The sequence below is a fragment of the Vibrio sp. SCSIO 43153 genome (assembly GCF_023716625.1).
In the GTDB taxonomy this organism is placed as follows: Bacteria; Pseudomonadota; Gammaproteobacteria; order Enterobacterales; family Vibrionaceae; genus Vibrio; species Vibrio rotiferianus.
In genome coordinates, this window is record NZ_CP071855.1 from 624,861 (window position 1) to 646,611 (window position 21,751).

Genomic DNA, 21,751 nt, shown 5'->3' on the forward strand with positions numbered 1-21,751 from the left:
ACACATTTTCAATGTTGCGCAGTGTGTATTCTTTACCTTTTATTAACAATCGATATAAATTACATCCAGTGTTTAGAAAAACTATAGGCTCAAGGATGAAAAGTAGTGTCGTTAGCGGATTGTGGTTATTCAGCCAAGTGGCAGAACACAGCAGTTTTACAAGTGCAGCAAAGGCATTGTACCTGACGACGGGCGCAATTAGTCAGCAAATCATCCAGTTAGAAGAGCTGCTTGGTTTTACTTTGTTTGAACGCCATTCGCGAGGAATTCGATTGACTCCCAAAGGAATGCAGCTATCTCAATCCACACAATTTCACTTCTCAGAGCTAGGAAAAACGCTTGAAGAGCTACAAGCTGAAAAGCTCCACAATGAAATTCGACTCAAACTGACGCCTTCTTTTGCATTTAAATGGTTGGTTCCACGCCTTGAAAGTTTCCACCTCGAAAATCCCGATCTCCAAGTGCAGATTTTTGCAGAGGGAGCGTTGGTGAATAGCGAGCTAAAAGACTACGACGTTGCGGTAGACTACGGTTCTCACCCCTATCGAGATAAAAGCGCAGAGCGGATTCTCGATGAGCAACTTTTGCCAGTAATGAGCCCAAAATACCTTGAGGATCATGGGTGGCTAAAAACTCTTAAAGCGTCACCAGAACAATGGCGAGGGGCGACGTTACTGCACGATGCTATGCCGTGGGATAAAGCTCCGCGTGACTACGAATGGCTGTATTGGGCATCAAGTATGGGGCTAGATTTCAAAACGGATTTAGGGCACTTCTTCAATCGTACTGATATGGCGATGTCTGCGGCTGAAGCTGGGGTTGGCATTGCAATGGCACGCATGGCGCTGGTGGAAGAGGAGCTTGAAAGCGGTCGCTTAGTCTCGCCATTTGAACCAGTGGATGCTAACGCTGGTTATTATCTGATTATTAATACAAAAAGCGAGCCAACTGAGCGGTTCCGACACTGGTTGATACAGCAAATTCGGCAATAACTCGAGCCTGTTCACTAAAAGAGTTGCCTGTTCACGTCCTGATACATTTAATCTACTTAAATATCAGTAACTTCCTTGATTGTACTGAATCAAGCTCCTACCATCCGGCGTGTGTTAAATATCTGTGTAGATTGCTAATGCTTTGATCTGTTTTTGACCTTCCGTGAGAGCAGAGGGTACGACAGGATTCATTTTTCTGAACATGGAGCCGTATATGAAGTTCAGTACACAAGTCAAAGGTTGGGTGGTTTTCGCGAGTATTGTACCAGTATTGGTCGCTTTGCTTGTCTCTGTTTACTCCTCTACAAATAGTCTTAATACCTTGAATGAAGAGCGTTTGGTCGCACTTCGAGATACCAAACAAGCGCGTCTTGATGAATTGTTTGACCGCTATCAAAACAACACCTCAGCGGTGGCTAACGTGGTTGCAACGAATATACATCAGCTGTTTAGCGATGACTTTCATCGGTTATTGACTGACTTAAATCGAGAACTAGATTTCTACGACATTTTTATCGTTGATGAAGCGGGTGATGTTATTTATACCGTCGCTCGAGAAGCCGATTATCAAACTAATTTGGTAGCGGGAGCTTACTCGAACTCTGGTCTTGGTGATGTTTACCGTGCCGTTCGGTCAGGCAAGCAATTTGCTGCGGTAGACTTTGCACCCTATGCCCCATCGAATGGTGATCCAGCAGCTTTTCTTGCTGTTCCTCTAAAAGTCGATGGTAAGCAGTGGATGGTAGCGACTCAGATGTCGATTGATGGTATCAACCAATTGATGAACCTTCGCAGCGGCATGGGAGAATCTGGAGAAACGTACCTTGTTGGTGCCGATTTTAGAATGCGTTCTAACTCATTCCTTGATCCTGTAGGTCGAACGATCCAAGCTTCTTTTGCGGGCACGGTAGCAAACAATGGCGTAGACAGTGACGCAGTCAAACTAGCGTTGGCAGGTGAATCTGGCGTTGAGACAATTATTGATTACAACGGCAATCCGGTCGTGTCAGCCTATTCTCCGATAGATATGTACGGACACCGCTGGGCGTTGCTGTCTGAGATAGATGTGTCAGAAGCGGAGCAACCTATCAAGGAACTGATGACACTGAATGGCATTGTATTATTTCTGGCTGTCATTGGCGGCATTGGCGTTGCGTTTATTGTTACCCGTGCAGTAATGAAACCTTTGGGCGGCGAGCCAGAAGAGATGAAACAGCTGATGAATCAGTTGGCGCAAGGTGACTTGCGACTGAATATATCTCAAGCCGAAGAGGGAAGCTTAAAACAGACGTTGAATACCACGGCGAGTAATTTAACAGTGATGATCAAGGACATCAGTGACGCTTCCTCTCAACTTGCCGCTACGTCTGAAGAGTTGAGTGTGGTCACTGAGCAATCAGAACAAAGCTTACATGTGCAAAATGACGAACTTCAGCAAGCTGTAACAGCCATTCATCAAATGACAACATCTATCACTGAAGTGGCGGGAAGTGCAAGTTCGGTGTCGGTATCAGCTGCGGACGCGAACCAAGATTGCCAGCAAGAGCTTCAGCGAATCGTTCAAACGGTAAACACCGTTTCTGGATTGGTTGAACAGGTTGATGAAGGTAACAGCAATGTTGTGCAACTGGCAGAACAAGTTCGCGAAATCAGTACGTTACTTGATGTGATTCGTGGTGTCGCTGACCAAACCAATTTACTTGCTCTGAACGCTGCGATAGAAGCAGCTCGAGCTGGCGAAAGTGGACGTGGCTTTGCTGTAGTAGCAGAAGAAGTTCGTAACTTAGCGCAGCGCACTCAAGTGTCGACGGAGCAGATTGAAGAGATGGTGCACAAGGTTAATCAACAAGCAGAGCAAACCGAGGCCATCATCGATAACTGTAAGTTAGTGGCAGGACAAACGATGGAGCAAGTACAAGAAACGGGCACCATGATTGAAGCCGTTGTTGGTACTATGGAGCAAATTCATCGCCAAACGTCCTCTGTTAGCCAAGCGACAGAAGAGCAGGCAAAGGTCTCTGGTGGCATAGACAGCAGCCTTGTGACTATCCAAGATCTAGCGACCCAAAATGTCTCGGGGGCACACGAAACTTCTGCATCCAGCCGCGAGTTAGCCCGTGTCGCCGTGAATTTAAAAGAAATCGTGGACGGTTTTAAAGTCTAACTCTACTAAACCGTCTCTATTGAGGCGGTTTTTGTTTTATGCCGTGTTTAAGAATTAATAAAAACAAATTTCTTAATTACATGATACTTCGAATTGCTTCCCACAAATTGTATTCCGTTTATTAACTCCTCTCACTCCGCTCTCTTTTTCCATATTATCCAAAAAATAATCAATGGATGAGAAAGGCTATGGCTAAAAAAATCTCTCTTATATTAGCCTTGGCTCTTTTTTCGATAGGGGCAAGTGCAATGTTTTGGCCGTTTAAAAAATACGATGTGGAAATGTCTCCAGAAGTTCGTGGTGTTATCACGCTTGATGGCGTGCCACAAGCTGGGTTAACGGTTTATCGAGACTTATTCTATGAAGGCTACAAAGATGGAGAGAAAATCTCCGATGAAGCAATAACTGACTCAAGAGGGGAGTTTTATTTCCCTAAGTTTCAGGTTCGCTCGAGAGCGCCAGAAGATGTTTTCGGGCAGAACTTCGTTGTAGCTCAAGAAATATACACTACCAAAGAAGGCAAGGAAGTTTATCTGTGGAACGCTACCAAGCATGCAAAGCCAATTCCTTTTGCATCTGAATTAATGTTGGCTCTTAACTGCGAACTGAATCATGAGGAACTCAATTATGAGTTGAGAGAGCCTCAAAGTGGAGAGCGAATATATCTACCTTTAGTCTCGGTTTGTCGTTGGGAAGGATTAAAGGGGTATACAAATGACCAGTTGATTAAAGAAACAAATGACTTACCGCCAGAGGAATAATATGAGCGTATTATCACCTACGATTGCATCAGATATTGCAACTATTGCTTATCAAGCAAGACTAAAAAGAAAAAGCATTTCTCTACAGCAAAACACAAAGGCCCACTTTAAGTTTGATGTTAGCAACGTGATATCAGGAACTTCTGGAGGCTTTTTTTAGGTTCATCGCGGATAAGCGGGAACTGAAAACAAAAACGGTAGTAAGTGATAGAGTTTTATCGCCAAACAAAACCTACACAAACTACCGTTTTCATGTCGAATCATACTTTCCTATCTTCATTCTGGGAAGGCTTTCATATAGTAAAGTCTCATCAGACTCCATCATTAATAAAGCTCACTCTCAAACCTAACTCTATCGCTAGGTGTCCGTGCGGGCTTAAAGCTCAAGCCATACATGAGTATCAATGGCGCAACGTGAAGGAAGCCACACTGCTAGGAGCTCCCGTTGAACTGTCCGTTCAAACCCGACGCATCAAGTGCAGTCACTGTGGCATTAAAACAGAACGACTATCTTGGTTGGAACCTTATGCTCGTATCACTAACCGCCTACGAAGCTATATAGAGCAGTTGTTGCCCCTGCTACCAATTAAACATATAGCCCAAGTGACAGGCGTTCATTGGCACACAATCAAAGAGATAGATAAACGTCGGCTTCAACAAGTAGTACCACAAGTTAAATGGGGTGAATTAAGGCAACTCGTCATGGACGAGTTTGCCATTTTTAAAGGGCACCGTTACGCGACAGTCATTGCAGATGCGAAAAGTCATCAGGTTATCTGGATAGGGCTAGGTCGTAGCCGCAAGGATATTCGACCGTTCTTTGAACAATTAGGCGAGCACGGAAAAAATATCGAAGCAGTAGCAATGGATATGAATACGGCTTTTGACCTTGAAGTCCAAGAGCATTGCCCAAATGCCCGTGTCGTTTATGACTTGTTCCACGTTGTTGCTAAGTTCGGTCGTGAAGTGATGGATAGAGTCAGAGTCGACCAAGCCAATAAGCTAAAACAGGATAAAAAAGCAAGGCAATGGGTCAAACGTTCGCGCTGGGTATTATTGAAAAATAGGGATAATTTAAATACACAACAGGAAAGCTACCTCACAGAAATATTGAATATGAATCAGGACTTGATGACAACCTACTTGCTGGGTGCGCAATTAAAAGAACTGTGGCGTTGCGGCTCAGAACTTCAGGCTAAAAACCTGTGGCAGGTATGGTTGGGACAAGTGAATGAGAGTGAAATTAAGCCGCTCAAAGAGTTCGCTCGAAAGCTCCGTCCATACCTTCATGGGATCACTGCTTCAGCAAGCTATCCGCTGAATACCTGTACGCTTGAAGGGATAAATAACAAGATAAAGTTAATCAAGCGGATGGGATATGGCTATCGAGATACTGATTACTTCTTCTTAAAGATAAAAGCGGCTTTCCCCGGAAAGCCGCGATGAACCTTTTTTTATCGACCTACGTCAGGTTTTGTCGTTGCAGGTGAAGGGGTTAGTGAAATTTATAAGAGAGATATCGTACTCTCATTTAGAGGTACTAAAACACTTGCTGATGGATTGACTAATGCGACGGCAAATCCTAGAGGGACACAATCTGGAGAGCTAGTGCATAATGGATTTCAAGGAACCTTCAATTCTATGGTCCCTGAAATTAGAGCTTTCGTAAAAAACAGTAAGTCAGATAAATTGATAAATATTCACTGTGTGGGCGATAGCCTTGGTGGCGCTTTAGCCACTTTAGCTGCTAACTGGCTTAAATCTTCTCCTGAAATTAAAGCAAAAGTTCACCTTTATACATTTGGTGCTCCCAGAGTAGGTGGAAAAAGCTTCTCTATGAATGCAACTCAACGTCTAGATAGTATTTTTAGATGTGTTAATGGAGCTGACCCAGTACCTAAAGTTCCTGTATGGCCTTTCTATCACGCTCCTTACAATGGCACGGAGTATTTATCGAGCAGGCAGCAGGGGTTAGATCATACAGCTCATGGTATCAAGCGTTATGCTCAATTGACGGAGTTTCAGAGTTGGGAAGAAATCTATTCTCAAAAGGTTGCCAATGCATTTGAAAGGGTAGTCTTAAATTATAACAACCGACTTGAAACCAAACAGAATGAGTTTTGGGCAGACAAAATCTCAGCAGCAATTCTGACATTGTTATTTGATGGGGGGTATGCTTCCGCAGTATTTGCGCTGCAAAATTTAGGCTCGGCGATTTCAACTATCTACGATGCTATTGCACGTTCAATGGTTAAGATCTCAGAATTATCAAGTGAATTTGCAGAACGTGTAAAAGGCTTACTTGGACATATGCTGGTATTTGCCGGTAAAGGTGCTCAGATTGCGATTAAGTTTACCTATTCATTTATCCGCTGGGTATTTGAACTGGTTTTAAGCAAATTGAATCAGGCGGTTAAAGCTGCACTTAAAACTACTTTATAATCAGCTATAAACCGTCTCAATTGAGGCGGTTTTTGTTTTACGTTAGTCACCCCTCAACAAGGCCTTTCTAAAACCTAGTTTCCTCCCTGTGACTAGAGCAGTATTTCTTTGCTGAAAAAATCGGCAATATAAAAGAATAACCATTCACTCAATAGTTCAGGGAAGATGCATGAAAGACGAAACACTCTCGATCCATTTTGGCTATGAAACAGACCCAACAACCAAATCTGTAGCAACACCGATTTACCAAACCGTGGCGTATGAATTTGATAACGCTCAACATGGAGCCGATCTCTTTAATCTGGAGGTGCCAGGCAATATTTATACACGCATTATGAACCCAACCAATGATGTGTTGGAAAAACGCATGGCAGCACTAGAAGGCGGTATTGCTGGTCTGGTTGTCAGTGCTGGCAGTGCAGCAATCAACTATGCAATTCTCACGTTAGCGCAAGCCGGAGATAACATCGTTTCGACTCCTCAGCTATACGGTGGCACTTACACTTTGTTTGCGCATATGTTGCCGAACCAAGGTATTGAGGTACGTTTTGCAAAGGATGACAAACCTGAAAGTCTCGCTGAGCTTATCGATGAGAATACCAAAGCGGTTTACTGTGAAAGCATTGGTAATCCGGCTGGCAATATCATCGATCTTGAGCGTGTTGCTGACTTGGCTCATGCGCAGGGAGTGCCTGTGATTGTCGACAATACGGTCGCAACTCCTGTGCTATGTAAACCAATCGAATTTGGTGTAGATATCGTGGTGCATTCACTGACTAAGTACGTGGGTGGCCACGGTACGACATTGGGTGGCATCATCATTGATTCGGGCAAGTTTCCTTGGGCGCAACACAAAGATCGTTTCCCAGTATTTAATCAGCCCGAACCTTCTTACCACGGCGTGGTTTATACCGAGGCGTTTGGAGAGGCAGCATTTATTGGTCGTGCTCGTACTGTCCCATTGTGTAATACCGGTTCTGCTTTGTCACCGATGAATGCGTTTATGTTGATGCAGGGGTTGGAAACGCTGTCGCTGCGCATGGAGAGACACACTGAAAATGCACTCAAAGTTGCGGAATACTTAAGCCAGCACGATAAAGTGAGTTGGGTAAGTTACGCAGGCTTGCCAGATTCCGAGTTCTATCCGTTGGCTGAGAAATACATGCAGGGTAAGCCGTCGGCGATCTTGTCGTTTGGTTTAAAAGACGGTTACGAAGCGGGTGTACGTTTTTACGATGCGCTTAAGATATTCAAGCGACTGGTAAACATTGGTGATGCGAAGTCGCTTGCTTGTCATCCTGCATCAACTACGCACCGACAGTTGAGTGAGGCGGAGCAAAAGCAAGCGGGCGTCTCTCCGGAGATGATTCGTTTGTCTGTCGGTATTGAACATATCGATGATATTCTGGCTGATTTAGAACAAGCGCTGAACGCGTAATTATACTTTTCAACAGAGCTTTGGGTTACCCATAGGCCAGCCTTGCTAAAAGCTGGCCTTATTTCTATAACGTACTTATTTATAATGATTTTTGAGTATTTGGGTTACGGTATTCCAAATGCTCATGATGGTGTACTTTTCTTACCTTGCGTATAAGTCTTATCTTACTGACTATGCTTAGAAAATAGTCACTAGGAAGGGACGCTCATGTCTTACGTGTTTCACCGTCATTGCCACGCCAAATTGCCCACTATCGCCAGAGGGGAAGGGGTTTACCTGTTCGATAATCAAGGCAACCAATACCTCGATGCTTGCGGCGGTGCTGCTGTTTCAAACCTTGGGCATAGCCACCAAGCTGTTAAACAAGCCATGCTCGACCAGATCGAAAAAGTGCCTTTTGCTCACACGGGCTTTTTTACTAGCGAAGCTAGTGAGCAGTTGGCTGAGTTGATTTGCAAGCAAATGCCATCACAATTCAATCACGTCTACTTAGTCAGTGGAGGCTCTGAAGCGGTTGAATCGGCACTAAAGATGGCAAGGCAGTACTTTGTGGAATGCGGTAAGCCAGAGAAAAAGCAGTTTATTGCCCGCCAACAAAGCTACCACGGTAATACGCTTGGTGCGTTGGCTGTTGGTGGTAATGAATGGCGGAGAGAACCTTTCAAACCCATCTTGCACCCAAGCCATCATATTGCGCCGTGTTATGCCTATCGTTATCAAAGAGAAGATGAGTCAGAACTCGATTATTCACTGAGAGCTGCCAATGATCTTGAGGCTAAAATTATAGAACTGGGTGCGGATAACGTCATGGCGTTTGTTGCAGAGCCAATTGTTGGCGCAACAGCGGGCGCAGTGCTTGCCACTCAAGGTTACTTCAAACGAATACGAGAGATTTGCGATCGCTATGATGTGCTGCTGATCATGGATGAGGTGATGTGTGGCGTTGGGCGCAGCGGTAGCTTTTTTGCTTTTGAACAAGAGCAAGCCGTCCCAGATTTAGTCTGTATGGCGAAAGGGTTAGGGGCGGGTTATCAACCTATCGGTGCCGTTGTTGCCAATGACAAAGTCTATCAAGCAATCGCGTCTGGTAGTGGATTCTTTCAACATGGGCATACTTTTATGGCGCATCCCGTCGCATGCGCAGCCGCCGTTGCAACCATTCAAACCATCGGTGCCCAAAAGCTCCTGCAAGCCGTCAATCAACAAGGAGCAATGTTAAAAAGAGAGCTCGAATCGGCGCTTTCAGACTTCCCATATATTGGGGATATTCGTGGTAAAGGGCTGTTTCTTGGCATTGAGCTTGTCGCAGACAAAGTAAGTAAAATACCTCTGCCTAATTCAATTTTGGCAGACAAAAAGATCAAGCAACAAGCGATGAAAAATGGACTGATGTGCTACCCAATGGGCGGCACGATTGATGGTGTAAATGGGCATCATATTCTCCTCGCCCCGCCTTTTATCATCGAACGAAGCCACATTGACGAGCTGGTGGAAAAGCTCTCTCGTACACTCAGAGAGGTGTCGCAAACATGGTAATAAATTCCCCAACTGAAAGAGCTCGAATCGCGATTATTGTTGCGCCCAATGGGGCGAGAAAAACCAAGCAAGACCATGCTCAATTGCCGATGAATATTGAAGAAATGGTTGCCGAGGCGAAAGCCTGTCAAACGGCAGGGTCTATGATGATCCATTTGCACGCGAGAGATGTGCAAGGCAGGCATTCTCTAGAGGTTGATGACAACTTAGAAATCTACTACGCGGTGAAAGCTGCGGTTGGGGATTCGATGATTGTTCAACTCACGACTGAGGCTGTTGGCATGTATTCACCACAACAGCAAATGGCGCTGATCAAAGCGGTAAAACCAGAAGCCGCTTCTTTTGCTTTGCGTGAACTGATTCCTGATGAGCAGAGTGAGGAGCAAGGTCTTATCTTTTTTGATTGGGTCGCTGCTCAGGGCATTCTCAGTCAAATCATTTTGTATGATCAGGCAGACATCGAACGCTATTTCTCCCTACGAGAGCGAGGCGCTTTACCGAAGCAAAACCAACACGCGTTAGTGGTACTTGGTCGATATCATGAGGCTCAACAATCTTCGCCATGGGATTTACGGACACTGCACTTAGAGCGCTTTATCGAAGAGAACGTCAGGTGTGCCGTGTGTGCGTTTGGCGCGAGAGAGCAAGATTGCTTAACCCATGCAATGTTACTGGGATTGGATGTTCGGATAGGCTTTGAGAACAACCATTTGAGTCCAGATGGTCAACTTGCAAAAAGCAATGCAGAACAAGTCCAACGACTAAAAGAGGTCAGTAAATTGCTCTATGTGCCCTTGCATGATGCGGAAAGTTTTCGAGAGTCCATTTAGTCATGGACATAAAAAAGGCTCCAATCGGAGCCTTCTTCAAATTTAATTTTAGCTTTCAGTCTGAGGTACAGGCTGACGTGCTGGATGCTTGATAAACACCGCCACGATCGCTGCAATTGCAAGCGCGAAACAGTAATAAGAGTTCGCGACGACTTCTAGTGGAGAAAGGTTAAATACCGAGCCCAACAGCAGAACTTGCGCACCGTATGGCAATACGCCTTGGATAACACACGAGAAGATGTCTAACAAACTTGCAGAGCGACGTGGTGAAACGTTGTTCTCTTCTGCCAGCTGGCGAGCCACGCTACCTGATACGATGATGGCAACCGTGTTGTTGGCGGTACAGGTATTCACCATCGAAACCAGACCTGCAATTCCTAGTTCACTTGCACGACCATTTGCTTCTTTCGAGTGGTTAGAACCAAACGTACGGATGATGCCGCTCACTAGATTAGTCAGGAACGCTAGACCACCTTGGCGACGCATAAGCTCACTCAAGCCACCAATCAGCATAGATAGCAAGAAGATCTCTTGCATGTTGCCAAAGCCTGAGTAGATGTCTTGTGCGAAGTTGGTTAGACCGTAATCATCGATAGAAGACAAGCTCACACCACCCGCTAAAACGATACCAATAGTAAGCACGACAAACACATTCATGCCTGATACAGCAAGGATAAGAATCGTCACATATGGCAGCACTTTCAGCCATTCAATAGGACCAGTTTCTGGTACTTGAGTTGCTGTGCTGTTGAAGGCAAAGATCACAAGCGCCACCAGTGCTGCTGGTAGTGCGATACGGATGTTCTCTTTGAACTTGTCCTTCATCTCACAGCCTTGAGAACGGGTTGCCGCAATGGTGGTGTCTGAGATGATCGAAAGGTTATCACCAAACATTGCGCCGCTAAGTACTACACCAGCAGTCAATGGAAGGCTCATACCTGCCGATTGAGCAATACCCAGAGCAACAGGCGCAACTGCAGCGATGGTGCCCATTGAGGTGCCCATTGCCGTCGCGATAAACGCAGAAATCAGGAAGATACCCGGCAAGATCATGCTGGTTGGAATCGCAGAAAGACCAAGGTTAACTGTCGCATCTACGCCGCCAGACGCTTTTGCTACTGCAGCAAAGGCACCGGCAAGCAGGTAGATCATACACATCGCGATGATGTCTTGATGACCAACGCCACGCATAAAGTGTTCGATAGAGCGATTGAGTTTGTCTTTGCTTAGGATGAGCGCAAGGATCACAGCAGGCAATACCGCGATAGGCGCTGGTAGTTGGTAGAAGGCGAAATCGACGCCTTGCAAGGATAAGTAAGTGCCCACGCCAATAAACAGCGCAAGGAATAGCACTAAAGGTAAAAGTGCGACCGCTGATGGTGCGATTGCTTTATTAGAATTTTTAGAACCAGACATGTGAACGACAACATAATCAACAAATAAGGCGAGCAGACTAATCTGACACCAAAGACTTGTCAACGTCTAGACGTCTAAATGGCTGGTTATTTTTAATCGAAAAGACCAAGAAAAAAGGCTCACATAACATATCTTATTGATACTGTGAGCCTTTGTAGAATTTTACTTGTGTAGAGTATTTATGCTTTTTTTCGTTTGAGGAGCGCGAAGATCATCAGTGAGAACAACAACGCTGCGCTAGACCAAACCACGTAGCGATGATCGGTATAGAACTGGCTAAGGACGCTCAAATGCTCAAACGCGAAGTTGGTGAGCAAACTGAACACGGCAACCCAAATGGTGGTTGCAAGCGCGTTACCTAATAAGAACTCTTTGCGCGGCATCTTAGCAATACCGCAAGCAAGCGGCATGAACTGCTTCATCCCTTCCACGAATCGGCTAACAACCAAACAAGCAGGACCATACTTCTGAATTGTACTTTGTAGCTTTTGCATTTTGGGACCAGAAATATAGCCTTTCTTATCTAACCAACCTTCAAAGTAATAGCCAATCAGGTAGCCACACGTGTTGCCCAAAAAGCAACTCAACCAAGAGACTATCATCACCAGGCTAAGGTTCATGACATGCTCAGATGAGATGATAGACGCCGCAATCATCAGCGATTGCCCCGGCATCGGAATACCAATACCTTCAAGAAAGATGCTGACGATAAGGGCGAGATAGCCATATTGCTCAAGCAGCGGCTTCATCGCCATCAATAGTTCATTTATGTGTTCCAAACGCTTTCCTCTAACAAAAGTGGAACGAAGCTGGAGTGATACTCCTGTTAGTTAGCTTGGTCAATCGACGTTGTTCTCAGTCAGTAAAATCTGACACGCCGTTGATAATAGTGATGCGTATTTAGTCTTTTAGGTTACGCCTTACTAAGTCGTGCATTTGCTTAATCGTCATCAATGCTAACCAGATGATCTCTTCGACAGATCGTTGACCAGCCGTTGAGGAGGGATGATCGGCATCGGTTTTATTGCTCAGTGCTGGCAGCTCATGCACGCGATTGTCACGAATCGTACTGATCAACGCATCCATCGCATCATGAATCAGGCGTTCGACTTGCGGTGAGCCTTGATAATGGGTGCCCGTTCTCACTAGAGGGATCAGCAAGCAGAGGTAGTGACTCAACAAGCGATAATGGCTCAACATATCTTCGTAATAATGCGGATCGGCGCGAGTGTGCCTTGGCTCTTGCTGCATCTCGTTGTAAATCAGCTCAAGGTCGCTTTCAGCAGTGAGCATAGCGGCACGTTGCTTAGTGAGCGCCATATGATCACGTTGCTCTGTGTCAACTTGTAACTGCTCATAGCAATACACAAATAAGCTTTTTGAACTATCGAGCGCTTTCAATGCTTGAGTGTGAATTTCTTTGCCTCGCCATTGTGGCCACAATAAGCCATAACCGAGCAAGACAATTGCGCCACCGACGACATTGTCGATCAAGCGCGGAGCGGCAAAGTCGAGCCCTTGGTGTGCCATGGTCTGATAAACCAAAATCAACAGTGCGGTAATACAGCCAATTGCCAGCGAGTAATGGCGCATAATATTGAGCATTGCGATGGGTAATAAGACTGCGATCAACACAAACATGATAGTCGTCGGAACACCAAGGTGAATCAAGGAGGTAGCGAAAAGCACCCCAAGCGCAGTACCTAAACAGCGTTGCCAAGTCTTACTGCGGGTGGCCAAGAAACTCGGCTGAATCACCATCAACATGGAAATTAATACCCAATCCGGGCGAATCAATTCAAAGTATTCGGCAATCCCAGCGCCAAGAGCAAACATCAAGCCAACGCGAGTAACGTGGCGCCAAATCGGGTTGCCTCGACTTGGTAAACGAAAAGACAGCTCGAATGGTTGCACCTCAAAGGAGCGTTCATAAGCGGGTTCATTGAGCTCAATACGACGAGAAATATGCTTGACCGCGTATGCCCAGTAGCGAAAGCGAGGTTGGTCTTCTAGCTTCACCGCCTCAATCAAATCATGGGCTTCCTGCTCTAGTGAGCTCAAGTGTTCCATCTCTTCATGCGTGTTATGCAAAAGCTGCTTGGCTTTGTGTCTTAATCTTTGCTGACAGTGTTGGCTCCAAACCAAGAGCAGATCTCGCTTCGGTTTACTGGATTGAAATTGCTTGAGCAGGTCAGGGTTGCTGGTATGGCTGCTCAAGACGACTTCAAATGTATCGAGCGCCAAAAACAAAGCCTGGCGTAGAGAGTTGGCATCTTCATGTTTAGAGCGAAAAGATTCTGATTGCAGCGCTTGTTGGAACAGTTCAATCAACTGATATTTGATGCGTCGTTTCGGAGCATCGTTTTCGCTTCCAAGCAAGAAAGCTTGGCGATATTGAATATAGTCCGCTAGCGTCTCGTAAATCGCAGAAAGACAAACACGCAGCGCGTAATGTTTCCATAAAGCAAACCAAAGCCAACTGAACAGCGAAAAAGTGAGTGGCCCCAACACCAACATAGGATAGAGACCAATTACCGCGCTGGAATTATGTAGCGATAAGCTCACGACCGCGATCAGTAAGCTCGACATGCCAAGACGTCCCCAAAACGGACCATTCACTGCTGTACTCGCCAATATTGCTCCCATCGCGCCGTAAGTCAGCCACAGTGGTAAGCCCATATTCAGCAGGGCATAACTGATGACGAGCGTAATGCTCCACGTGAAAGCGGTAATCGCAAAGCGTGTCCAGCGCCTAGGGCCGGCAGTGTCTAAACCACTGATCAATGCTGCGGGCATGGTCATTAAAGCCGTCATGGCGAGATTGATTTGGTTGAATAGCACACCCAACCCCATGAACAGAACAATCGCGCTGGTGGCACGCAGACCAAGGTTGACTGAAGGGGAGTACCAGATTTTACGCAGAAAGGCAGGAGATAACGTCATAAACCCTCATTACAGTTGGCAACACCTTCAGTGTAACGCGAATATCTTTTGATGTGCTGGCTTCAACCACAGATTGAAAAATTGAAGCGGAGTCGTTATCTAACCGACGCCTTCTCCAAGCCGAGTAAATAGCCAATCATTGAACAGCGAGACTTTTCGCGCCGCTAAACGGTAGTTCGGCACAAATACGTAATAGCCATAATGGCTAAGCATACTCAGTTGCTGGATGTGGTAGGCCTCATCTCTCGACATTGGCTGTTGCACCATAAAATCAGGCAGAAGAGCAAGCCCTTTGCCAAGCCTTACCGCTTCATAGGAAAGATAGAAATGCTCATGACCGACAGGGTGATAATGAATCGCGCTTTGCAGAGATTGTTCTAGTTTGAACTGCTCCCACAACTGCGGGCGCGTCGTTTGAGGAATAAAAGCGAAATCCGTAATGGATTGTTTGTCGTTACACGTTGAAGAACTTGATGAGCCCGTTAGCAGCAGCGTTTCTTGACGCAACAATCGACCATGTTCGTAGTGACTGGAGAGAGGAAGGCAGCGGATGGTGATGTCGCTGTCTACGTCTAACTGATTTATTGGACCATCACTGGTACGCACTTTAACGCGGATATCAGGATGGTTTTGATGGAAGGCATCAATGTTCGGTACCAACCACAAACTGGCGAAAGAAGGCGTGACATCGACCACCAATAATTCTTGCTCTGTGTCGGTTTGAATCAAGCTTGCCGTCGCATGTTGGATGATTTCCAACGCTTCGGTCACCTTGGGTAAGTAACGTTTTCCTTCTTCAGTGAGCTCAATACCATTGATACCACGCTGAATCAAAGGTAGCCCAACCAGTTGCTCTAATGTCGCAATTTGTTTGCTCACGGCGCCTTGAGTCACGCACAAACTCTCTGCCGCTTTAGAAAAACTCAGATGGTTAGCAACTGCAACAAAGGTTCGCAGCGCACGAATAGAAGGGTACTCACTGCCTTTTAGCATGATCTCATGTCCATTGGTGAATGCTTAACCACAGACTAAGAGATTTTGGCTAGGAATCAAAGCGATGAGTTGAGGGGAGATACAGATTGCAGATACAAAAAGGGCCAACCCTTTCGAGTTGGCCCTTTCCAAACGTTTGGTGGAGCTGGCGGGAGTTGAACCCGCGTCCGAAAACCTTTCATCATTGGTACTACATGCTTAGTCGATCTTTAAATTCACCACCCACCTGCGAACCGACACGCTAATGAATGACTATCCTGAATTATAATTCGCCGTTCATCTCTCAGGCGGGAGAATCCGGGCTAGCGCGTTTGGGTTTGATCTCTCGTTGGTCCCCGTCTTACGTGCGGAAGCTAGGGCGAGAGAGCTCTGAGCAGGTTATTAAGCTGCTAGTGCGTAGTTTTCGTCGTTTGCGACTATTTTTTTGCGGTTTATTAACGAGGCCTACCGCACCTCGGCATGCACCTCAGACTTCTGAATTCCCGTCGAATCCTAAATCAGCCCCAGAGGTAATATCCGCATAGTAACAGAAAAGCCTAGGCTGTCCAGTACTATGCGTTTAAGTGGTCAAGTTTAGCGCAGTGAGCTCTTCATTACGCGTGCTTTTTCACGAGCCCAATCTTTTTCTTTAAGATCGGTACGTTTATCGTGAAGCTTTTTACCTTTCGCAACACCGATTTTGATTTTCACCCAAGAGCGAGACCAGTACAGTGATAAAGCTGCTAGCGTCATACCTTCACGGTTAATGCGACCAAGTAGGTTGTCGAGTTCACGACGACTCATCAGTAATTTGCGCACGCGTGTAGGGTTTGCGACAACGTGTGTAGAGGCTTGGTTAAGAGGAGTGATGGTCATTCCGCTGACAAAAGCCTCTCCGTCACGCATGAAAACGTAGCTTTCAGCGATATTGGCTTTACCTTGGCGAAGTGCTTTTACTTCCCAGCCTTGTAGCTCCAAGCCAGCTTCAATTTCATCGTCAATGAAGTATTCGTGGCGAGCTTTTTTATTAAGCGCGATAGTGTTGCTACCCGCTTTTTGCTTTGATTTTTTCTTTACCATAATGGCCTCATTATACGGGTTGGATATGGGTTAGGAAATCCTTTTATTTGCGCTATCGTGGAATAAAAGTAAAATTGGCACAAGCCTTAAACATGTACGCGTATCGATAGGAGTGTGTATGAAGCAAATCAGCCGTTCTGCTTTAGTGTCTTTTAGTGCAGAACAGATGTTCGACTTGGTCAATGATGTTTCTAAGTATCCTGAGTTTCTACCTGGTTGTTCAGGTTCAAGAGTCATTGAGTCTTCGGACGGTGGCATGGTAGCTTCTGTCGATGTAGCAAAAGCAGGCATCAGCAAAACATTCACGACGTCCAATGAGCTTGTTCATGGTCAAGCTATCATGATGAACTTAGTTGATGGCCCATTTAAGACGTTGCGAGGTGGTTGGATTTTTACTGCCTTGGATGAACAGGCATGTAAGGTCGAGCTTAAGCTTGAGTTTGAATTCTCCAGCAAGATGATCGAAATGGCTTTCGGTAAGATTTTTAATGAACTAACCAACAATATGGTTAACGCTTTCACGAAACGTGCGAAACAGGTGTACGAGTGCTATGAGTATTGAGTCGGATATGATCCACGTTGAGGTGGTGTATGCATTGCCTCAAGAGCAGCGAGTGTTCAATTTAGTGGTGAATAACCACGCGACTGTTGAAGAGATCATCCGCCAATCTGGTGTACTTGAATTGTACTCTGAGATTGACTTGAAAAAGAACAAAGTTGGTGTTTACAGCCGTAATGTTCGATTAGATGCGACGGTTCGCGATAAAGATCGAATCGAGATTTACCGCCCGCTATTGGCAGACCCGAAAGAGATCCGTCGTAAACGTGCTGAGCAAGCAAAGGTCTCTGGTAGCGCGGATCCAGTGACAGGTGGTAAACCAAATGCTTTGCGAAAGGCAGCGGACTAGTTTGATATCGTTAAAAAGAAAAACCTCCCAACTGGGAGGTTTTTCTTTTCATAGAAGATATTATTGGATCTGCTCGTAAAAGGCGTCACTTTTCGGAAAATCGCCACTGATATCCGCGAGTGTTCCTTGATCATTAAAGTTAACGATCAGATCTTTTTGTACAGGGTCACCATGTCCAGGCGTATGATGATAAATGTAATACCATGTGTTTGGATAACCATTTTCAATAAGCATTGGTGACCCAAGAACGAAGCGAACCTGTGCTTTAGTCATCCCAAACTTCAATTTATCTACCGCACTTTGTTCTACATAGTTGCCTTGGTTGATATCAATGCGATAAACCAGTTTCTCCAATACCGAACATCCTGTCAGCAAAGTCATTGCTAATGGTACGGCAACTAACCACTTCTTTAATTGCATAATAATTTCTTAGTAACCTTCAAAATACTGCGCTGATAATAAACAAGCTCGACGCAGATGTAAAAAGCTATGCGTCGTATGGTAGGGAGTCTGACAACGATTTTTGAGTTGAGTTGCATTTATTCACTGATATTGCGCTCCAAATGACGGTTCAATACGCATTAGTGGAATGACCAAAGTCAGATTTAAATTTATAGCCTGTGGTTGGGTAAGCGCAGGCACCATGGCGATAATGAACGAGAGTAGTTATTTTGATGCAGCAAATGCGTGTAGAGCATCATCTGCGAAGCGGTAGTATTCTTTTTCACTGACTAGCTCAGCACCAATCGATCGGTAAAACTGTCCTGCTATGGGGTTGTTACTTTCAGCCGTCCAATCCAACCTTTGGCACCCTTGCTCAATTGCCAAGGAGGTGAGATGCCTCATCAATGCAATGCCTACACCACGTCCTCGGGCGTTGGAAGATACGAATAGATCTTTCAAGTACATTTGACCAGAGAGTTTTGGGCCAGGATACATCGTTGTATAGGATGCAAAACCTAATACGATGCTGTTATCGTAAGCAGCAATAATGTTTACACCAGAGTGTTCAGAGAAGACTTTCTGCTTTAGGTAATTCGTCAGTTCATGCTCTGACGCGGCTTGTTCCTTGAAGTAGTATTGTTCTAACTCAACAAAAATAGGGACGAGTTCCATGAAGTTGGTTTTGCTGATTGCTCTGATATCCATTTCTCATCCCTTGTTGAGCTTTTAAGCCGCGATAAGCAGTTCTTTTGCGTTTGCCAATGTAGAATCTGTGATTTGACTACCACCAAGTAGGCGAGCTAATTCCGCCACACGTTGCTCTTCATCTAGTGAGCGCATTTGTGTTTCAGTTTGACCACCTTTAGTGTGTTTTGCGACAAACATTTGCTGGTGACCACAACCTGCAACTTGCGGTAAATGGGTCACACACATTACTTGAGTTGATTCGCCCAGTTTGCGCAGCATCTTGCCGACAACCGCTGCTGTTGGACCACTGATACCTACATCCACTTCGTCAAAGATCAAGCTTGGTGTATCGACTTTCTGAGCGGTGATCACTTGGATTGCGAGCGAGATACGTGATAGCTCACCACCCGATGCGACTTTTGCAATAGGTTGCAGCGGTTGACCTGGGTTGGTTGAAACCAAGAAGCATACGCTGTCCATACCCAATGGCGACGGATGGGTGTTCTCGTTGTTTACTTCAATGCTGAATACCGCTTTCTCCATGCTTAATTCGTGCATGCTTTGCGTGATTAGCTTGTTCAGCTCTTTTGCGTAACGACTGCGTGATTTGTGCAGTTTTTCCGCTTGAGTTAAGAAGCTGTGGTATTTCTGTTCGACTTCTTGAGCGAGTTCATCCAAGCGTTCATCGGAGCAATCTAATGCTTCGATCTGTGCCAGCAGATCTTGGTGATGTTGGTATAACTCATCAGGCATAACGTGATGCTTACGAGCCATCGACATCACTTTAGTAAAACGTTCTTCGACATAAGCCATGCGGCCCGGATCAACATCAATACCATCAAGGTAGCTGCGAAGTTCGTTTTTAGTTTCTTCTAGCTGGATCATTGCTTCTGCCAGCATATTTGGTAGCTCTGCTAACTTCTCATCCAGTTCAGCTAATTGAATTAGGGAGTGATTGGCCGATTGCAAAATACCAAGCGCATTGACTTCTTCACCTTCGTAAATAAGTTCGATGGCTTGCTGACAGGTAGCGGCGAGTTCACCACTATTGGATAGTCGTTTGTGCTCTTGTTCGAGCTCTGCGAATTCTTCTTCACCTAGCGATAACTCATTCAGTTCTTTGATTTGGTATTCAAGCAACTGCTTTTGCGCCTGGTTTTGCTGGCTGTTTTCTTTTAGTTGCTTAAGGTTATTGTCTGCTTGACGCCAATTCTGGTAAGCACTGCGTGTACTCTTTAGTAAGTTTAAATGTCCCGCATATTGGTCAAGCATGGCCATTTGGTGCTCGCTTTTCATTAATTGATGATGTGCGTGCTGTCCATGGATATTGATCAACAGTTGCCCAAGAGATTTGAGTTGTGAAAGTGGGACGGGGCTGCCGTTGATGAAGGCTCTTGAGCGGCCTTCTTTGGTGATGATGCGACGCAAAATACATTCACTGCCATCCAGCAGGTCGTTATCTTCTAGCCAACGCGTTGCGTGTAGATTGTTATCCAGTAAAAAGGCTGCGCTGACTTCTGTTTTATCTTCGCCTTGGCGCACCATACCAGCATCGGCACGTCCACCTAAACAAAGACCTAAAGCATCAATTGCAATAGACTTACCTGCACCTGTTTCACCTGTAATGGTGGTCATGCCCTTTGAAAGCTCGAGCTGTAAAGACTTAACAATCGCAAAATTATTAACACTTAGATGAGCCAGCATTTTTATTTACCTGTATAACTGAACAATACTGTATAAGAAAACAGTATATACTGTTTCTTTATACAGTAAAGTCAGGTGCGGTATTTTTTCTTAAAGAAGCGGCTTTTTGTGATGGAGAGAGGAAAAATAGGCCGCGCAAAATGCAACGACCTATTTAAATTGAACAAGTTACGGACGAGTTGGGTTAATGGTAAGCGGTTCTAATGTGACCACTGCATTGACTCCCGCGCCAGGATGGTCGACGTAAGATGTGTCTTGCATCAGGGTGTAGTAAACATCAACGAAATCGTCATCATTGGTCAGAACCCCATCAGGAATCGCATCAATGATCTTGTTGGTGATCTGAGGAATGATGGCATATGCCTGTACTTCTGGATCTGGAATTGCTTTTAGTACTTCTTCAGCTACTTGAACGAGCAATTTTGCCAACTGTTTGTAATCCGTTCCGTCATCTTGCTCCATCAGAACAATGTCTGCTGCGCCCCAACGGTAACGAGACCAGTGAATGATGATTTGGTTCGGATAGTAGTCTTTGTTGTCGTAATCCAAATATGGCATCTCAACTAAGTCTAGCGTTGGTTCATCTCGTGTTGGGTTGACGCCAGTTACCAAAGCATAAATTTCAGCTTTGCCTGAAATCCACGGCTCCTGATCATCTGCTAAACGAATTTTTTTGAGTTGGGTGGTTTGGATTGGTTGTGTGTCTGAGGCTTCCGGTTGTGCCATGCTTTGTAGCACTTTCCCTTCTGCATAAGGTTGAATCATGGCTGCTTGACCAAGCTTTTGCATTTCAGCTTGCATTGCTTGAAGGCCCGCTTTTAGCTCTGCGGTACTGTTGTTGTCAATCACCAATACAGGCACGTCAGGTAGTTCATAGACATTTAACTCGTGAATGTTCCCATATACATCAAATGCTTCGATGTATTGCCACTGCTCATCATCACCACTAGGTTCATAAGCAAATAGCGGACTCATATCACCCGCTTGCCAAGTAGGTAACATGGCATCGTTAGCTAAACGTACTTCAAGTAACTCACTTGAGTATTCAGATACGCCCTTCCAGTTTCTTATTTGCTCGTCAGCTTGAACCAGTTGCTTACTCATTGGAGAAGTCGGGTTTTGTTCAATGAACTTTGAAACAGGAATGTTGGTTTGTTGTGCTGTAATGTCCTTGCGCAACATGGGTTCTAATGCTGCGTAGTTTTGGCTAAGTTCTAGAGCTAACGCTCGTTTGGTATTACTGATATCTTGCGCTTTATCGTTTGAGATACTTGTCACTTGGTTCTCATCAGATTGGCAGCCAACGATCGCTAAAGTACTTAGAACAGACAGAATTATTGTTTTTTTCATAGCTTGTCCTTCTTTGATTATTGTATGTTAGAGCCATTGCTCTATTCACTGCCAGAATATCACTCTGTGGCATATGAGCTATTT

Annotated in this window: 19 protein-coding genes, 1 other RNA gene and 1 pseudogene; 11 read left to right on the forward strand and 10 right to left on the reverse strand. The window is 45.2% G+C overall.

Annotated features, from left to right (window positions below; translation table 11 throughout):
• Nucleotides 1-95 precede the first annotated feature (95 nt).
• The 9 genes and pseudogenes from J4N37_RS02870 to J4N37_RS02910 all read left to right on the forward strand — a co-directional run bounded on the left by J4N37_RS02870 (nucleotide 96) and on the right by J4N37_RS02910 (nucleotide 10,163).
• Complete coding sequence (locus J4N37_RS02870) at nucleotides 96-992, forward strand: LysR substrate-binding domain-containing protein (RefSeq protein WP_252041646.1); 897 nt, start codon at nucleotides 96-98, stop codon at nucleotides 990-992.
• 214 nt (nucleotides 993-1,206) lie between these two features.
• Nucleotides 1,207-3,156, forward strand: coding sequence for a methyl-accepting chemotaxis protein (locus J4N37_RS02875; protein ID WP_252041648.1), 1,950 nt, complete (start codon nucleotides 1,207-1,209; stop codon nucleotides 3,154-3,156).
• A 188-nt stretch (nucleotides 3,157-3,344) separates the two neighbouring features.
• Nucleotides 3,345-3,917, forward strand: a complete 573-nt coding sequence (locus J4N37_RS02880; RefSeq protein WP_252041649.1) for a DUF6795 domain-containing protein — start codon at nucleotides 3,345-3,347, stop codon at nucleotides 3,915-3,917.
• A 1-nt stretch (nucleotide 3,918) separates the two neighbouring features.
• Nucleotides 3,919-4,077, forward strand: a complete 159-nt coding sequence (locus J4N37_RS02885) for a hypothetical protein (RefSeq protein WP_252041650.1) — start codon at nucleotides 3,919-3,921, stop codon at nucleotides 4,075-4,077.
• Nucleotides 4,078-4,169: 92 nt separating this feature from the next.
• Nucleotides 4,170-5,363 (forward strand): ISL3 family transposase, encoded by a 1,194-nt coding sequence (locus J4N37_RS02890; protein WP_252041651.1) that lies wholly within the window; start codon nucleotides 4,170-4,172, stop codon nucleotides 5,361-5,363.
• Nucleotides 5,364-5,366: 3 nt separating this feature from the next.
• Nucleotides 5,367-6,359 (forward strand): annotated as a pseudogene (locus J4N37_RS02895) (lipase family protein); the annotation flags it as partial.
• Nucleotides 6,360-6,528: 169 nt separating this feature from the next.
• Nucleotides 6,529-7,797, forward strand: coding sequence for an O-acetylhomoserine aminocarboxypropyltransferase/cysteine synthase family protein (locus J4N37_RS02900; protein ID WP_252041652.1), 1,269 nt, complete (start codon nucleotides 6,529-6,531; stop codon nucleotides 7,795-7,797).
• Between the two features lie 207 nt (nucleotides 7,798-8,004).
• Nucleotides 8,005-9,333, forward strand: a complete 1,329-nt coding sequence (locus tag J4N37_RS02905; protein WP_252041654.1) for an aspartate aminotransferase family protein — start codon at nucleotides 8,005-8,007, stop codon at nucleotides 9,331-9,333.
• A complete protein-coding gene (locus J4N37_RS02910; RefSeq protein ID WP_252041655.1) occupies nucleotides 9,327-10,163 on the forward strand; it encodes a beta-keto acid cleavage family enzyme in 837 nt (278 codons plus the stop codon). Before J4N37_RS02905 ends, J4N37_RS02910 begins: the two co-directional genes overlap by 7 nt.
• 48 nt (nucleotides 10,164-10,211) lie before the next feature.
• On the opposite strand, the gene J4N37_RS02915 is transcribed toward J4N37_RS02910, so the two are convergent.
• From J4N37_RS02915 to smpB, 6 genes are all read right to left on the reverse strand, one after another.
• Nucleotides 10,212-11,579, reverse strand: a complete 1,368-nt coding sequence (locus J4N37_RS02915) for a Na+/H+ antiporter NhaC family protein (RefSeq protein ID WP_045415715.1) — start codon at nucleotides 11,577-11,579, stop codon at nucleotides 10,212-10,214.
• A gap of 179 nt (nucleotides 11,580-11,758) precedes the next feature.
• Entirely contained in the window at nucleotides 11,759-12,334 is a 576-nt protein-coding gene (locus J4N37_RS02920) for a DedA family protein (protein WP_039984988.1), read from the reverse strand.
• Nucleotides 12,335-12,479: 145 nt separating this feature from the next.
• A complete protein-coding gene (locus tag J4N37_RS02925) occupies nucleotides 12,480-14,522 on the reverse strand; it encodes an FUSC family protein (protein ID WP_252041656.1) in 2,043 nt (680 codons plus the stop codon).
• 99 nt (nucleotides 14,523-14,621) lie between these two features.
• Nucleotides 14,622-15,515 carry a LysR family transcriptional regulator gene (locus J4N37_RS02930; protein ID WP_252041657.1) on the reverse strand — a complete coding sequence of 298 codons (894 nt, stop codon included), beginning with the start codon at nucleotides 15,513-15,515 and terminating at the stop codon, nucleotides 14,622-14,624.
• 137 nt (nucleotides 15,516-15,652) lie between these two features.
• Nucleotides 15,653-16,020: a transfer-messenger RNA gene (gene ssrA, locus J4N37_RS02935) on the reverse strand.
• Nucleotides 16,021-16,088: 68 nt separating this feature from the next.
• Entirely contained in the window at nucleotides 16,089-16,574 is a 486-nt protein-coding gene (smpB, locus tag J4N37_RS02940; protein ID WP_005440253.1) for an SsrA-binding protein SmpB, read from the reverse strand.
• Between the two features lie 118 nt (nucleotides 16,575-16,692).
• On the opposite strand from smpB, the gene J4N37_RS02945 reads away from it, so the two are divergent.
• Nucleotides 16,693-17,136 carry an SRPBCC family protein gene (locus tag J4N37_RS02945; protein ID WP_010446232.1) on the forward strand — a complete coding sequence of 148 codons (444 nt, stop codon included), beginning with the start codon at nucleotides 16,693-16,695 and terminating at the stop codon, nucleotides 17,134-17,136.
• Nucleotides 17,126-17,482 (forward strand): RnfH family protein, encoded by a 357-nt coding sequence (locus J4N37_RS02950; RefSeq protein WP_010446234.1) that lies wholly within the window; start codon nucleotides 17,126-17,128, stop codon nucleotides 17,480-17,482. The genes J4N37_RS02945 and J4N37_RS02950 overlap by 11 nt, the downstream gene beginning before the upstream one ends.
• Nucleotides 17,483-17,542: 60 nt before the next feature.
• Here J4N37_RS02950 and bamE read toward each other — a convergent pair whose 3' ends face one another.
• The 4 genes from bamE to J4N37_RS02970 all read right to left on the reverse strand — a co-directional run bounded on the left by bamE (nucleotide 17,543) and on the right by J4N37_RS02970 (nucleotide 21,667).
• A complete protein-coding gene (gene bamE, locus J4N37_RS02955; RefSeq protein WP_005391468.1) occupies nucleotides 17,543-17,902 on the reverse strand; it encodes an outer membrane protein assembly factor BamE in 360 nt (119 codons plus the stop codon).
• A gap of 246 nt (nucleotides 17,903-18,148) precedes the next feature.
• Nucleotides 18,149-18,631 carry a GNAT family N-acetyltransferase gene (locus tag J4N37_RS02960; protein WP_252041658.1) on the reverse strand — a complete coding sequence of 161 codons (483 nt, stop codon included), beginning with the start codon at nucleotides 18,629-18,631 and terminating at the stop codon, nucleotides 18,149-18,151.
• Nucleotides 18,632-18,652: 21 nt separating this feature from the next.
• The gene (gene recN / locus J4N37_RS02965; RefSeq protein ID WP_252041660.1) at nucleotides 18,653-20,317 is read right to left on the reverse strand and encodes a DNA repair protein RecN; all 1,665 of its coding nucleotides are present in this window, start codon (nucleotides 20,315-20,317) and stop codon (nucleotides 18,653-18,655) included.
• A gap of 168 nt (nucleotides 20,318-20,485) precedes the next feature.
• The gene (locus J4N37_RS02970; RefSeq protein WP_182027018.1) at nucleotides 20,486-21,667 is read right to left on the reverse strand and encodes a DUF3103 domain-containing protein; all 1,182 of its coding nucleotides are present in this window, start codon (nucleotides 21,665-21,667) and stop codon (nucleotides 20,486-20,488) included.
• Nucleotides 21,668-21,751: the final 84 nt, after the last annotated feature.

What these genes read in the sequence shown, in the direction of transcription:
- J4N37_RS02870 (WP_252041646.1), top strand. Translation starts at nt 96, where the DNA reads ATGAAAAGTAGTGTCGTTAGCGGATTGTGGTTATTCAGCCAAGTGGCA.
- J4N37_RS02875 (WP_252041648.1), top strand. Translation starts at nt 1,207, where the DNA reads ATGAAGTTCAGTACACAAGTCAAAGGTTGGGTGGTTTTCGCGAGTATT.
- J4N37_RS02880 (WP_252041649.1), top strand. Translation starts at nt 3,345, where the DNA reads ATGGCTAAAAAAATCTCTCTTATATTAGCCTTGGCTCTTTTTTCGATA.
- J4N37_RS02885 (WP_252041650.1), top strand. Translation starts at nt 3,919, where the DNA reads ATGAGCGTATTATCACCTACGATTGCATCAGATATTGCAACTATTGCT.
- J4N37_RS02890 (WP_252041651.1), top strand. Translation starts at nt 4,170, where the DNA reads ATGTCGAATCATACTTTCCTATCTTCATTCTGGGAAGGCTTTCATATA.
- J4N37_RS02900 (WP_252041652.1), top strand. Translation starts at nt 6,529, where the DNA reads ATGAAAGACGAAACACTCTCGATCCATTTTGGCTATGAAACAGACCCA.
- J4N37_RS02905 (WP_252041654.1), top strand. Translation starts at nt 8,005, where the DNA reads ATGTCTTACGTGTTTCACCGTCATTGCCACGCCAAATTGCCCACTATC.
- J4N37_RS02910 (WP_252041655.1), top strand. Translation starts at nt 9,327, where the DNA reads ATGGTAATAAATTCCCCAACTGAAAGAGCTCGAATCGCGATTATTGTT.
- J4N37_RS02915 (WP_045415715.1), bottom strand. Translation starts at nt 11,579, where the DNA reads ATGTCTGGTTCTAAAAATTCTAATAAAGCAATCGCACCATCAGCGGTC.
- J4N37_RS02920 (WP_039984988.1), bottom strand. Translation starts at nt 12,334, where the DNA reads ATGGCGATGAAGCCGCTGCTTGAGCAATATGGCTATCTCGCCCTTATC.
- J4N37_RS02925 (WP_252041656.1), bottom strand. Translation starts at nt 14,522, where the DNA reads ATGACGTTATCTCCTGCCTTTCTGCGTAAAATCTGGTACTCCCCTTCA.
- J4N37_RS02930 (WP_252041657.1), bottom strand. Translation starts at nt 15,515, where the DNA reads ATGCTAAAAGGCAGTGAGTACCCTTCTATTCGTGCGCTGCGAACCTTT.
- smpB (WP_005440253.1), bottom strand. Translation starts at nt 16,574, where the DNA reads ATGGTAAAGAAAAAATCAAAGCAAAAAGCGGGTAGCAACACTATCGCG.
- J4N37_RS02945 (WP_010446232.1), top strand. Translation starts at nt 16,693, where the DNA reads ATGAAGCAAATCAGCCGTTCTGCTTTAGTGTCTTTTAGTGCAGAACAG.
- J4N37_RS02950 (WP_010446234.1), top strand. Translation starts at nt 17,126, where the DNA reads ATGAGTATTGAGTCGGATATGATCCACGTTGAGGTGGTGTATGCATTG.
- bamE (WP_005391468.1), bottom strand. Translation starts at nt 17,902, where the DNA reads ATGCAATTAAAGAAGTGGTTAGTTGCCGTACCATTAGCAATGACTTTG.
- J4N37_RS02960 (WP_252041658.1), bottom strand. Translation starts at nt 18,631, where the DNA reads ATGGATATCAGAGCAATCAGCAAAACCAACTTCATGGAACTCGTCCCT.
- recN (WP_252041660.1), bottom strand. Translation starts at nt 20,317, where the DNA reads ATGCTGGCTCATCTAAGTGTTAATAATTTTGCGATTGTTAAGTCTTTA.
- J4N37_RS02970 (WP_182027018.1), bottom strand. Translation starts at nt 21,667, where the DNA reads ATGAAAAAAACAATAATTCTGTCTGTTCTAAGTACTTTAGCGATCGTT.